Annotated in this window: 14 protein-coding genes; 8 read left to right on the top strand and 6 right to left on the bottom strand. The window is 71.1% G+C overall.

Going from position 1 to position 12,409, the window contains the following annotated elements:
• The first annotated feature begins 205 nt into the window (after nucleotides 1-205).
• Nucleotides 206-550 (top strand): helix-turn-helix transcriptional regulator, encoded by a 345-nt coding sequence (locus IPK81_11190; GenBank protein QQS14667.1) that lies wholly within the window; start codon nucleotides 206-208, stop codon nucleotides 548-550.
• Here the strand turns inward: IPK81_11190 and IPK81_11185 are convergent.
• On the bottom strand, nucleotides 499-1,611 hold the full coding sequence (locus tag IPK81_11185; protein QQS14666.1) for a lipoate--protein ligase family protein: 1,113 nt from the start codon (nucleotides 1,609-1,611) through the stop codon (nucleotides 499-501). The genes IPK81_11190 and IPK81_11185 overlap by 52 nt on opposite strands.
• A 46-nt stretch (nucleotides 1,612-1,657) precedes the next feature.
• Between IPK81_11185 and IPK81_11180 the strand changes: the two genes are divergently transcribed.
• The gene (locus tag IPK81_11180; GenBank protein ID QQS14665.1) at nucleotides 1,658-2,035 is read left to right on the top strand and encodes a DsrE/DsrF/DrsH-like family protein; all 378 of its coding nucleotides are present in this window, start codon (nucleotides 1,658-1,660) and stop codon (nucleotides 2,033-2,035) included.
• Nucleotides 2,036-2,045: 10 nt separating this feature from the next.
• Nucleotides 2,046-2,492 (top strand): glycine cleavage system protein H, encoded by a 447-nt coding sequence (locus IPK81_11175; GenBank protein QQS14664.1) that lies wholly within the window; start codon nucleotides 2,046-2,048, stop codon nucleotides 2,490-2,492.
• A gap of 15 nt (nucleotides 2,493-2,507) precedes the next feature.
• Here the strand turns inward: IPK81_11175 and IPK81_11170 are convergent, their stop codons facing one another.
• From IPK81_11170 to ribA, 3 genes are read right to left on the bottom strand one after another with little or no spacing between them, the layout of a single operon-like run.
• Nucleotides 2,508-2,876, bottom strand: coding sequence for a hypothetical protein (locus IPK81_11170; GenBank protein QQS14663.1), 369 nt, complete (start codon nucleotides 2,874-2,876; stop codon nucleotides 2,508-2,510).
• Between the two features lies 1 nt (nucleotide 2,877).
• Nucleotides 2,878-3,330, bottom strand: coding sequence for a hypothetical protein (locus IPK81_11165; GenBank protein ID QQS14662.1), 453 nt, complete (start codon nucleotides 3,328-3,330; stop codon nucleotides 2,878-2,880).
• 43 nt (nucleotides 3,331-3,373) lie between these two features.
• Entirely contained in the window at nucleotides 3,374-4,549 is a 1,176-nt protein-coding gene (ribA, locus tag IPK81_11160) for a GTP cyclohydrolase II (GenBank protein QQS14661.1), read from the bottom strand.
• Nucleotides 4,550-4,701: 152 nt separating this feature from the next.
• On the opposite strand from ribA, the gene IPK81_11155 reads away from it, so the two are divergent.
• The 4 genes from IPK81_11155 to IPK81_11140 all read left to right on the top strand — a co-directional run bounded on the left by IPK81_11155 (nucleotide 4,702) and on the right by IPK81_11140 (nucleotide 8,966).
• Nucleotides 4,702-5,577, top strand: a complete 876-nt coding sequence (locus IPK81_11155) for an alpha/beta hydrolase (GenBank protein ID QQS14660.1) — start codon at nucleotides 4,702-4,704, stop codon at nucleotides 5,575-5,577.
• A 201-nt stretch (nucleotides 5,578-5,778) separates the two neighbouring features.
• On the top strand, nucleotides 5,779-6,468 hold the full coding sequence (locus IPK81_11150; GenBank protein ID QQS14659.1) for a response regulator transcription factor: 690 nt from the start codon (nucleotides 5,779-5,781) through the stop codon (nucleotides 6,466-6,468).
• Nucleotides 6,469-6,645: 177 nt separating this feature from the next.
• Nucleotides 6,646-7,713 (top strand): ferritin-like domain-containing protein, encoded by a 1,068-nt coding sequence (locus tag IPK81_11145; protein QQS14658.1) that lies wholly within the window; start codon nucleotides 6,646-6,648, stop codon nucleotides 7,711-7,713.
• Between the two features lie 185 nt (nucleotides 7,714-7,898).
• Nucleotides 7,899-8,966 (top strand): ferritin-like domain-containing protein, encoded by a 1,068-nt coding sequence (locus tag IPK81_11140; GenBank protein ID QQS14657.1) that lies wholly within the window; start codon nucleotides 7,899-7,901, stop codon nucleotides 8,964-8,966.
• Nucleotides 8,967-8,985: 19 nt separating this feature from the next.
• Here IPK81_11140 and IPK81_11135 read toward each other — a convergent pair whose 3' ends face one another.
• Together IPK81_11135 and IPK81_11130 are read right to left on the bottom strand one after the other, a co-directional pair.
• Nucleotides 8,986-9,378, bottom strand: coding sequence for a Zn-ribbon domain-containing OB-fold protein (locus IPK81_11135; GenBank protein QQS14656.1), 393 nt, complete (start codon nucleotides 9,376-9,378; stop codon nucleotides 8,986-8,988).
• 10 nt (nucleotides 9,379-9,388) lie between these two features.
• The gene (locus IPK81_11130; GenBank protein ID QQS14655.1) at nucleotides 9,389-10,522 is read right to left on the bottom strand and encodes a thiolase family protein; all 1,134 of its coding nucleotides are present in this window, start codon (nucleotides 10,520-10,522) and stop codon (nucleotides 9,389-9,391) included.
• A gap of 256 nt (nucleotides 10,523-10,778) precedes the next feature.
• Here IPK81_11130 and IPK81_11125 point away from each other — a divergent pair, with 256 nt between their 5' ends.
• The gene (locus tag IPK81_11125; protein QQS14654.1) at nucleotides 10,779-12,221 is read left to right on the top strand and encodes a 1-acyl-sn-glycerol-3-phosphate acyltransferase; all 1,443 of its coding nucleotides are present in this window, start codon (nucleotides 10,779-10,781) and stop codon (nucleotides 12,219-12,221) included.
• The last annotated feature ends 188 nt before the right edge of the window (nucleotides 12,222-12,409 follow it).

Raw genomic sequence — 12,409 nt, 5'->3', positions numbered from 1 at the left:
GAATGGGCATCGCTCCGTTCTCCCCCGATGGTGCCGCCGTTGACCGGCGCTCGTTACCATGTACCGTCCCGCCGGGAGAGCCCTCGAGCCTACGCTTCCGCGGCGGCATCCCACGCGTCATATTGGAATCCGTACCAAGGAACTTTAATATTAGCTATAGCTAAAATAAAGCGCCGTCGTCCACACCCAGGAAGAACGGAACGTCATGCTCGACGGGATCGATCCCCAGGATTTCGCCGGGCGCGCGGCGACGGCCACGCGCCTGCTCAAGGAGCTCGCGAACGAGCGGCGGCTGATGATCCTGTGCGCGCTGGCGGAAGGCGAGCGTTCCGTAGGCGAGCTCGCCGACGCCGTCGGGCTCGGGCAGTCGGCCGTGTCCCAGCACCTCGCGCGGCTGCGCGCGGCCGGGATCGTCGCCACCCGGCGCGCCGGCCAGACGATCTACTACCGCGTCGCCGATCGCGACGCCGCGCGGGTGATCGAGACGCTGGCCGCGATCTACTGCCCGCCGCCGGCCCCGCCCAAGCGTCGGCGGCGCGCCCCGGCGTAGGCCGCCTCGACCGCTCTGGCGACGTCGCGGCCGTCGACGCCGTCGATGGTCACATCGAGGCGGTCGAGCTCCCGCTCGACCGCCGCCCCGAACCCGCCGTCGTCGAGCCGGCATCCGACCAGCGCCGTCGCCAGCGCGGCCAGGCGGTCCTCCGGGGCCCGGGCCGCGTCGCCCCCGAGAGTCAGCTCCTCGATTCGCCCGTCGTGCTCGAGCAGACGCACCCGGATCAGCCCGCCGGCGCAACGATGCTCCGCCTCGGTCAGATGCCGGCCGGCGGTGACGCGCACGCCGCCCGGCGTCAGCCGCCTGGCGTGTTCCACCTCGGGCATGGCGTCGGACAGCCGGGCTTCGTACGCCGCGATCGCATCGTCCTCCGGCGCCGTCGTCGTCGACGGCTCGACGACCGCGTCGTAAGCCGTCTGCAGATGGCGCAGGAACGCCACTTTCACCGCGTCGAGCGCCGGCACGGGATCGAGCAGCCGGGAGAGCGTCGTCATGTTGTCGTCGAGCGCCTTCCTGAGCCCGGCGCGGAACGCCGGTGACGGCGCCGCGATGGCGTCGGCCATCGCCGCGGTGTCGAACGTCGCGATGAAGCTGCTGCCCACCACGAGCGCCTCGCCGACGATCCCCGCGGTGACGCCGCCGATCTTGCGGCCGGCGGCACGCAGATCGCCGGGCGGCGCGAACGACGCGGCGACGCCGAAATCGCCGAAGGCCGCGAGCGCCGGCGACATCAGGCGCGCGTACAGCGCGGGCGGATCGCGCGGCATGGCGCGGCGCGGCAGGATGAAATGGAAGAACTGCTGACCGCCGTCGAGGTAGATCGCGCCGCCACCGAGCGCGCGGCGGAACACCGGCCAGCCGCGCGCGCGGCAGAGCGGCAGGTCGAGCTCGACGGCCGGATCCTGGCTGGCGCCGACGCAGAGATAGGGCGCCGATGGGCGGGCCAGGGCGACGATCGGCCGGTCGCCCGGCCGCCAAACCGCGGAGAGGCCATGGTACTGGGCCTCGCAGCGCGCCGGCGGCGCGACGCCGCAATCGACCACCCTGATCGCGTCCATGCCCGCGTCCCTTGTCGATCCGTCCGGAAGCGGCGATTGTCGCGCCATGGCGAACCGGCTGACCATCATCATGATCAACAGCGACCCGCGCAATCCGGCGGAGCTCGGCGCGCCGCTGTACCAGGCCGCCGTGGCGGCGGCGATGGACTACAAGGTCGAGGTCATCTGCACCGGCGCCGCCGGCAGGCTGATGGCCCGCGGCGTCGCCGCCGGCATCGAGGTGAAGGCCGGCTCCGGCCGCACGGTTCACGACTTCATCCGCGAGGCGCACGGCCACGGCGCGCGCTTCCTCGCCTGCGCCGCCAACCTCGACATGCTGGGCATCGACCGCGACGAGCTGATCCCGGAATGCGCGGGCCTCGTCGGCGCCGCCTACATGGTCGAGGCCGCGATGGCCGACGACACCCGCGTGCTGACCTACTGAGGAGGCCGCGATGGCGACGGTGAAAGGCTGCCTGCTGCCCGACGACCTGCTCTACGACGTCGCCAACATGCTGTGGTACCGCGACCTCGGCGACGGCCGCTACCGCGTCGGCGGCACCATGGTCGCGGTCGGCATGGCCGGCGAGATCGTGGCCGCCACGCCGCGCCGCGCCGACCGGCATCTCGACGCCGGGCAGGCCTGCGCCGTCATCGAGTCCGGCAAGCTGGTGTCGCCGGCGAAGGTGGCGTTCGCCGGCACCATCGTCGAGAGCAACGAGGACCTGATGGAGAACCCGCGCTGGCTCAATCTCGACATGTACGGCAAGGGCTGGTTCGTGGTGCTGGCGGCCGACGACCCGCCGGCCGCGCGCGCGGCGCTGATCGGCGCCGACGCGGCCGTCGAGCCGTTCCTGGCGCTGATGGCGGAGACGTGCTTCGAGGGCTGCGGCGCGGCGTGAGCGCGCGGTGGCGGATCAATCCGCCGGGTCGAGGCGCAGCGGCCTTCCCTTGCGGTCGAAGAACGCGCTCTCGTTGACGGCGGCGTGGTCGGCGATCACGCGCTCCTGCGCCGCGCGCAGCCGGCTCTTCGCCTCCGCGTCGCTCAACGGCCCGCCGCCCTCGGCCGTCGCCGCGAAGATCGCGACCGCGTTCCAGTCGAGCTTCGACGCGTCGAGCATGCGCCGGAAATCGCCCCACTCCAGCTCGTTGCCGATGACGTTGGCGTAGGACGAACCCAGCGGCCAGATCGTGCGGGCGTCGGCGCGCACCAGCACCAGCAGCGCCGTGAAGCCGCGCGTGCTGGCGAAGGTCTCGCGCAGCCATGCGTCGAACGCCGCCGACATCTCAGAAATCCACGACCGGCGTGAAGCTCGGCGCGTCGCGCGCCATCAGCGACGTGAACTCGACGCCGAAGCGGGCCCGGTACCACGCCTCGAACGCCGACAACGCCAGCGTCGGCGCCTGGGTCGGCGGCGTTCCCGCCGGCGCCCGGTCGGCAGCCAGCGTCGCCTCGGCGACGGGCAGCAGCCGTTGGCGCACCTCGGCCACGCCCTCGTCGGCGTCCGTCCAGGAGGTCTCGCCGCAGACGTGGGCGACGCCGCGCTCGACGGCCGCCGCCGCCTCCTCGATCTCGCCCATCGCCGCCGAGAGGCCGCGCATCAGGTTCAGGCGGCGGTAGGCCGCGACGCGCTGCGCCTCCAGCGCGTCGAGCCGGTCGCGCGCCTCCATCCGGTAGTCCGCCTCGCGGCGGGCGGCGGCCTGCGCGTGCGCCTCGAGATCGGTGAGGAAGCTGATCATCGCGGGGATGGCCTCGAAGGGGACGGACGCGGCGCGGCGCGGCTCAGAGCAGATGGCCGCTCTTCTCCGCCTTGGTGCGCAGGTATTTCTCGTTGTGGCCGTTGGCCGGGAAGACGTGCGGCACGCGCTCCACGACCTCGATGCCGTAGTCGCCGAGCTGGTCGATCTTCTCCGGGTTGTTGGTCATCAGGCGCACCCGGGCGATGCCCATCTGCCGCAGCATGACGGCGGCGGGCCAGTACATCCGCTCGTCCGACTCGAAGCCGAGCTGCTCGTTGGCGTCGACCGTGTCGAAGCCGCTGTCCTGCAGGCGGTAGGCGCGCAGCTTGTTGACGAGGCCGATGCCGCGGCCCTCCTGGGCCAGGTACAGCAGCACGCCGGAGCCGGCGCGCGCGATCTCGGCGATGGCGCCGCGCAGCTGCTCGCCGCAGTCGCAGCGCAGACTGCCCAGCAGGTCGCCGGTGAAGCACTCCGAATGCAGGCGGATCAGCACGGGCCGCGTCGGGTCGATCTCGCCCACGACGATGGCGAGGTGCTCCTTGCCGCCGTCCTGCGGCCGCCACGCCACGATGCGGGCGTTCTCGGCGTTCTCCAGCGGCACCCGGGCGTCGGCCACCGGGCGCAGGTCGAAGGCCGACGCCTTCTCGTAGCCGCGCACGTCGCGCGCCTCGACGTAGAGCGCGTCGCGCGCCGCGGCCCAGTCGCGCCATTCGCGCAGGCGGTCGCGCGGCAGCGGGCCGACGACGACCGCGGGCATCAGGCGCGCCAGCTTCGCCAGCTCGATCGCCGCCTCCGCGATCGCCGGCGCGTGGCTCGCGACCGGGCGCGACAGGTAGCGCGCCGCCACGTGCCCGCGCTGGTCCGGGGCCGTCGGCTCGAGGATCACCGCGACCGGCACGCCCGCGGGAAGGTCGAGCGTCACCGGCTTGTTGGCGGCGCCCATGCCGCCGGCGATGTGCGGCGGAATCTCGATGCCGACGGCCTCGGCGCGGCGGCGCGTGGTGACCAGCGCCGGCGCGTCGCTGGCCAGCCCGCGCAGGCGCGCCAGCGCCGCGTCGCCGCACGACTCGGCGGCGACCACCAGACCGGCGGCGCCGTCGGCGTCGTGGATCAGCACCACGCCGCCCCGGCGCAGCTCGGCCATCGCGCGCTCGACCGGCACCAGCGACACGGGCGGTTCGGCCGGGACGGTCTCGATATCCGAAGGGGCGAGGGACATGGCCGGTCTTTTAGCGATCCGCGCGCGGCGAGTCACGGACGCCGGCCGGGTCGATCCGACTGGCGGCACGACCGCCCGCCCGCGGCGCTGGAGCCCCGGCGCGGCGCCGGATAGGGTGGCCGACCCCGTTCCGAGCCGCGAGCGCATCGACCATGACCGGACCCGTCTACCGCGACTTCGACCAGGCCGCGCTCGACGCCGCCTACAACAACCGCGCCCACGTGCCCGGCTTCCAGAGCCGGGTCGACCGCTGGCTGGCGGCGAGCGCCGCGGCGCGCGCCTCGACGCCATGCGCGCTCGACATCGCCTACGGGCCGGCGCCGCGGCAGCGGCTGGACATCTTCCGGCCGCCCGGCGACGCGCCCGCCGCCGGCCGTCCGGCGCTGCTGTATTTCCACGGTGGCTACTGGCAGGGCAACCACAAGGACGGCTACTCGTTCCCGGCGCCGGCGATCACCGCGCGCGGCGCCCTGTACATCGCCGCGACCTACGATCTGTGCCCGGACGTCACGATGACGACGCTGATCGAGCAGACGCGCGCCGCCGTCGTCTGGCTGCACCGCCACGCGGCGGAGATCGGCCTCGATCCGTCGCGGCTGGTGGTGGCGGGCCACTCGGCCGGCGGCCATATCGCGGCGTCGCTGGCGCACACCGACTGGCGGGCGCGGGGGTTCGACCGGCCGGCGCTGGCCGGGGCGCTGCCGCTGTCGGGCATCTACGACCTCGAACCGATCCGGCTGAGCTATCTCAACGCCGCCTGCCGCATGGACGCCGCCGAGGCGGCCGCGCTGAGTCCGATCCGGCACGTCAGGCGCGACGCGCCGCCGGTGGTGCTGGCGGTCGGCGCCGCCGAGCTGCCCGAACTCGTGCGCCAGACCCGCGACTACGCCGCCGCGCTGACGGCGGCGGGCGCCGCGCCGCGCGCGGTCTTCGAGACCCCCGGCGACGAGCATTTCTCGATCGTGGACCGGCTGTTCGACCCCGACGGGAAGCTGCGCCCGGCGCTCCTCGGCCTGATGGGGGTGTGACGCGGACGTGAGGCGACGTGACGGGCATGGCGGCGATAGCCGGCGCATCATGGCGGGGTCCGATCCCGTGATGGTATACACATGCCCGATGACCGTTTCGTCTCCGTCCTCGGCCTGCCCGGCCCGGCGTCGGCCGGCGCCGCGCCGCGCGTACCGCCGCCGTTCCCGTCCTCCCTCGCCTCTCGGCCACCGGACAGCGACATGAACAAAGGCAAGAAGATCCTCCTCGTCGACGACGACGCCTCGCTGCGCGCCGTGCTGGCGGAGCAGCTCGAGCTCTACGACGGGTTCGTGACGGTCCAGGCCGGCACCGGCGCCGAGGGCTTGTCGACCGCCAAGAAGCACCTGTTCGACGCCGTGCTGCTGGATGTCGGCCTGCCCGACGCCGACGGCCGCGACATCTGCAAGCTGATGCGCCGCGAGGGCGTGCGCGCGCCGGTGATCATGCTGACGGCGGCCGACACCGACGCCGACGCCATCCTCGGCCTCGATTCCGGCGCCAACGACTACATCACCAAGCCGTTCCGGATCAACGTGCTGCTGGCCCGACTGCGCGCCCACCTGCGCCAGCACGAGCGCAGCGAGGACGCCGTCCTCCAGATCGGTCCCTACGAGTTCCAGCCGGCCTCCAAGATGCTGGTGGAGAAGGGCGGCAAGAAGAAGGTCCGCCTGACCGAGAAGGAGACCTCGATCCTCAAGTACCTCTACCGCTCCGGCGTGCGCTCGGTGGCGCGCGAGCAGCTGCTGGGAGAGGTCTGGGGCTACAACGCCGGCGTCACGACGCACACGCTGGAGACCCACATCTACCGGCTGCGGCAGAAGATCGAGAAGGATCCCGGCAACGCGCAGATCCTGCTGACCGACAAGGGCGGCTACCGCCTGCAGCCGTGAACGCCCATTGACCCCCGCCGGGGGCGGCGCCGGGATTCCGCCTGACAGTACGCACGGCCCGTGCTATAGGTCCGGGCATCAAAGTGAACGGTGCGTCAAGTTTGTGCCGTTCCGTGTCGCGGCCCACGCCGCCAAATCGAGCGCCGGCGCGCGGGACCGGCGAAGGGAGCGGGAACTATGTCGACCAAGAGGATCTACACGCTGCCGGTCGAGATCACGGACTGGAAGTTCAACGGCCAGACCGAGATGCACTTCAACTGGGAGTACGAGGACGGCAGCGCCGATCTGCTGAACCTCTACGAGAAGGGCAAGCAGCAGCAGTGGGACGCCTCGACCCGCCTCGACTGGTCGCAGGAGCTGTTCGAGGACAACCCGATGGGCATGTCCGACGAGACGATCCCGATCTTCGGCTCGCCCTTCTGGGACAAGATGACGGAGAAGGAGAAGATCGACCTGCGCTGGAACCTCCAGTGCCATTCGATCTGCCAGTTCATGCACGGCGAGCAGGGCGCGCTGATCGCGACCGCCAAGATCGTCAACACCGTGCCGGACATGAACGCCAAGTTCTACGCCGCGACGCAGGTGATGGACGAGGCGCGCCATGTCGAGAGCTACAAGCGGCTGATCCACGAGAAGTTCAAGATGGCGTATCCGATCACGGAGTCGCTGAAGAACCTGCTCGAGCAGACGCTGAGCGACAAGCGCTGGGACTTCACCTATCTCGGCATGCAGGTGCTGATCGAGGGCCTCGCGCTGGCCGCGTTCCAGCGCATCCGCGACACCGCCAAGAACAACCTCGCCGGCTCGGTAAACGCCTACGTCATGCAGGACGAGGCGCGCCACGTCACGTTCGGGCGCCTGGCGCTGCGCGAGTACTACCCGCACCTCAGCGACGCCGAGCGCAACGAGCGCGAGGAGTTCGCCGTCGAGGCGCTGTACTTCATGCGCGACCGGTTCAACCAGGCCGAGGTGTGGATGCGCTCGGGCCTGCCGGTCGACAAGCTGATGGAGTACGCCTTCAACTCCGGCGTCATGCAGGCGTTCCGCTCGCGCCTGTTCACCCGCATCGTGCCGATCCTCAAGGACATCGGCCTGTTCGGTCCCAAGGTGCAGAAGGCGCTGCAGGACATGAACGTGATGGAGTACGCCAAGATCGACGCCACCGCGATCCTCGCGAACGACCTCAAGGTCGCCGACGATTTCGACAAGAAGCGGTTCGTCCAGGAGCAGATCGCCGCCCAGTAGCGGCGTCGCCCTCCGCCGGACGCGCGGAACGGAACAGGCGGCGGACGGAAGTCCGCCGCTTTTTCGCGCGCGCGCGACGGATTTTGATCTGGATCAAAGAGCCCGCGCCGGCATTGCCGTTTCCTTCCAGGCGAAAGTGACGCATCCGTCATATTCCGCCGGTCCTGCCACGGAAGGAACGCCCCATGACCTCAGCACGAATCTACGCCCTGCCGGTCGACATGACCGGCTGGCACTTCGACGGCAAGACCGAGGTGCTGTTCAACTGGGAGTACGACGACGGCTCGGCCGCGCTGCTCGACCTCTACGACAAGGGCAAGAAGCAGCAGTGGGACGCCAACGTCCGCATCGACTGGAAGCTCGATCTCGACGACGACAATCCGATGGGGCTCGACGACGAGTCCCTCTCGATCTTCGACACCGACTACTGGCGCCGCATGACCGCGAAGGAGAAGGCGTGGCTGCGGCGCAACCTGCAGGCCCACACGATCTCCCAGTTCATGCACGGCGAGCAGGGCGCGCTGATCGCGACCGCCAAGATCGTCTCCACGGTGCCGGACATGAACGCCAAGTTCTACGCCGCGACGCAGGTGATGGACGAGGCGCGCCACGTCGAGGTCTACAAGCGCCTGCTGCACGAGAAGCTGAACCTGGCCTATCCGATCACGCCGTCGCTGAAGGCGCTGCTCGAGCAGACGCTGACCGAGCGCCGCTGGGATTTCACCTATCTCGGCATGCAGATCATGGTCGAGGGCCTCGCGCTGGCCGCGTTCCAGGCGATCCGCGACAAGGCCCGCAGCAAGCTGGCGTCGGCGGTGAACGCCTACGTCATGCAGGACGAGGCGCGGCACGTGTCGTTCGGCCGGCTGGCGCTGCGCGACTACTATCCCGCGCTCTCCGACCACGAGCGCGACGAGCGCGAGGAGTTCGTCGTCGAGGCGCTCTACTTCATGCGCGACCGGTTCAACCAGGCCGAGGTGTGGGAGCGCGCCGGCCTGCCGATCGACAAGCTCAACGAGATCACGTTCAATTCCAAGACCATGAACTCGTTCCGCGGCCGGCTGTTCAGCCGCATCGTGCCGACGATCAAGGACATCGGCCTGATGGGCCCCCGCGTCCAGAAGGCGTTCCGCGACATGAACGTCATGGAATACGCCGACCTCGACGCCGCGACGATGATCGAGAACGACGGCCGGGTGGCCGACGATTTCGACCGCCGGATGTTCGTCGAGGAGGCCGTCGCGGCGGAGTGACGCCGCCGGGCGGATCGCCTCACGCGCGCGCGAAGCGCGGCACCACGCGGTCGCCGAACGGGATGAACGCCGCGGTCACGCGGTCGCCGATGGCGCAGCCGGGATCGGCGTGCGCCATCATGCGGAAGCCCTCGTCGAGATCGACCAGCGCGATGGCGTAGGGCGCGTGCGCCCGCAGCGCCTCCGACGGCGGCCGGTGCACCACGGTGATCGAGAAGATCGCGCCGGCGCCCTTCGACGCGCGCGTCTCGCAGCGCGCCGAGCCGCAGGCCGTGCAATGGCTGCGCGGATAGAACTGGACCGCGCCGCAGTCGGCGCACACCTGGTAGCCGATGCGCCCGTCGGCGACGCCGTTCCACCACGCGCGCGCGATGTCGTCGCCGGCGGGGAAGGTCGTGGGGGTCGCGCTCATCGTCGTCTCCTCACATCCGCTCGAGCAGCATCGACACGTGCGACGACATCACGCCGCCGTCGCCGTGGATGAAGGCCGTCGTCGCCTTCTTGACCTGCCGCGCGCCGGCCTTGCCCGCGAGCTGGCGCTGCGCCTCGACCAGATGCGCCAGCCCGCCGCCGACGCCGCAATGGCCGAACGACAGCAGCCCGCCATGGGTGTTCAGCGGCAGGTCGCCCGCGACGCCGAAACGTCCGTCGCGCGCCATGGCGCCGGCGCCGCCGCGCGGCGCGAAGCCGGTCTCCTCCAGCAGCATCGCCAGCGTGATGGTGAAGGAGTCGTAGACCGCGAGGTAGTCGACGTCCTTCGTCGTCATCCCGGCCTCGGCGAAGGCGCGCCCCGCCGCCTGCGCCGCGCCGCAATCGGCCCAGTCGCGCATGCAGCTGATGTGCTGGTGCAGATGCGCCTGGCCGGCGCCGCGGATGCGCACCCGCGCCGCGCCGGTCGGCTCGCGTGTCACCACCACCGCCACGCCGCCGTCCGACACCGGGCAGCAATCCAGCAGCCGCAGCGGCAGGGCGATGGGCTTCGACGCCATGACGTCGTCCAGCGTGACCGGCGTGCGCAGATGCGCGTCGGGATGCGTGCCGGCGTGGCGCCGCATCAACACCGCGAGCTCCGCCAGATCGGCGCCGGTCACGCCGAACTGGTGCATGTAGCGCGCCGCCAGCAGGCCGTAATAGGCGGGGATGGTGGCGCCGTAGGGCACCTCGAAATCGCTGTGCCCGGCCTGCGCCAGCGTCTGGATCGACTGGTCGCGGCTCTGGCCCGACGCGCGGTTCTCGCCGGCCAGCGCCAGCACCGCGCGGCACTGGCCGCTGTCGACCAGCAGCTTGGCCAGCATCACCATGGCGACGCCGGTGGCGCCGCCGGCCTGCATGGCGTGGGCGTAGACCGGCCGGATGCCCATGCGCTCGGCGATCACCGTGGCCAGCATGATGTGCGGCAGCGTCGTGCTGTAGCCGGTCAGCACGCCGTCGATGTCCTTCACGCCCAGCCCGGCGTCGGCCATCGCCAGATGCGCCGCCTCGCTGGCGAGGCTCAAGGTCGAGGAGCCCTCGACCTTGCCGTAGCGCGTGTTGCCGACCCCGGCGATGTAGGCCATCGAACGTCACTCCTGTGCCCGCGGACCCCTCATCCGGCGCTCCGCGCCACCTTCTCCCCCGAAGACGGGGGAGAAGGGAATTCAGATCTCTTCCCCTTCTCCCCGTCTTCGGGGGAGAAGGTGCTCGAAGGTACGCCGCGGCAGCCGCGGCGGGGATGAGGGGTCACCGCCCGGATCCGGACCATAACCTACCCGCGTTTCCGCCGCGGCTGCTACACTCCGGACAACAAACGACCCCGGGGGAGGGCGGCCGAGGATGGACGAGCCGGTCACGGTGCCGCTGTGGCTGTTCCTGCCGATCGCGGCGTTCGCGCTGTGGTCGCTGCTCGACCGGCTGCTGATCCCGTCCGGCCGCTGGTTCCTGCGCCGCCGCGTCAACCGCCTGATCGACCGCGTCAACGACCGGCTCGACATCCGCATCAAACCGTTCCAGCTCACCAAGCGGCAGGTGCTGGTCGACCGCCTGATCTACGATCCGCAGGTCATCGCCGCCGCCAACGAGCGCGCCCAGGCCGAGAACGTGCCGCGCGAGGCCGAGATGGCCCGCGTGCGCCGCTACGCCAACGAGATCGTCCCGGCGTTCAACGCCTACGTCTATTTCCGCGTCGGCTACACGCTGGCCCGGGCGCTGGCGCGGCTGCTCTACCGCGTGCGGCTGGGCTTCGCCGACGACGCCGCGCTGGCCGCCGTCGACCGCGACGCCACGGTGGTGTTTGTCATCAATCACCGCAGCAACATGGACTACGTGCTGGTCGCCTTCCTCGCCGCCGACCGCACGGCGCTCAGCTACGCCGTCGGCGAATGGGCCCGCATCCAGCCGCTGCAGTCGCTGATCAAGTCGATGGGCGCGTTCTTCGTGCGTCGCAACTCCAACGACCCGGTCTACCGCCGCGTGCTGGAGCGCTACGTCCACATGGCGACCGAGGCCGGCGTCGCGCAGGCGATGTACCCTGAGGGCGGGCTGACCCGGGACGGACGCCTGCGCGAGGCCCGGCTGGGCCTGCTGGACTACGCGCTGAAGTCGTTCGACCCCAAGGGCGGAAGGGACGTCGTGTTCGTGCCCGTCGGCATCAACTACGACCGCGTGCTGGAGGACCGCACCCAGCTGCGCGCCGGCGATCCCGAGGCCGAGCGCGCCAGCGGCTGGCAGGCCATGCGCACCACCCTGCGCTTCGCCGGCCGCAATCTGCGGCAGATGCTGACCGGCCGCTGGTACCGCTTCGGCTACGCCTGCGTGAATTTCGGCCTGCCGGTCTCGGCCCGCGCCTGGCTGTCCGACAATGCCGAGCGCTTCGGCGGCGACCTGCGGCCGCTGTCGAAGGAGAAGCGCTTCGAGGCCGTGGGCGCGCTGGCCGGCGACCTGATGGCCGAGATCGCGCGGGTGGTGCCGGTGCTGGCGACGCCGCTGGTGGCGACGGCGCTGCTCGAGGCCGAGCGGCCGCTCGACGAGCTGGAGCTGAAAGCGCGCTGCGTCGCGCTGATGGACGCGCTGGTGGCGGGCGGCGCCAAGCTCTACGTGCCCAGGGGCGACCGCGACTACGCCGTCCATGTCGGTCTGCGCATGCTCACGCTGCGCCGCCTCGTGCTGCGCGACGACGACGGCGTCTACACCATCAACACCGCCGACGCCGCCGTGCTGCGCTACTACGCCAACTCCATCGCGCACCTGCCGCGCGGGGCGGTGGCGCCGTCGACGTAGTGGAGGCCCTGCGGAGTGGGTGCGTGGGTCGGGCGAAGCCCCTCATCCGCCCCTTCGGGGCACCTTCTCCCCTCCGTCGAGGGGAGAAGGAAGAGTGCGAAGGCACCGCCGAACTTCCCTTCTCCCCTCGCAGGAGGGGAGAAGGTGGACGCCGCGAAGCGGCGGCCGGATGAGGGGCTTCGTTCCGG

The organism is Rhodospirillales bacterium, from assembly GCA_016699855.1.
In the GTDB taxonomy this organism is placed as follows: Bacteria; Pseudomonadota; Alphaproteobacteria; order Reyranellales; family Reyranellaceae.
This window is presented reverse-complemented; position numbering and strand designations above follow the sequence as displayed.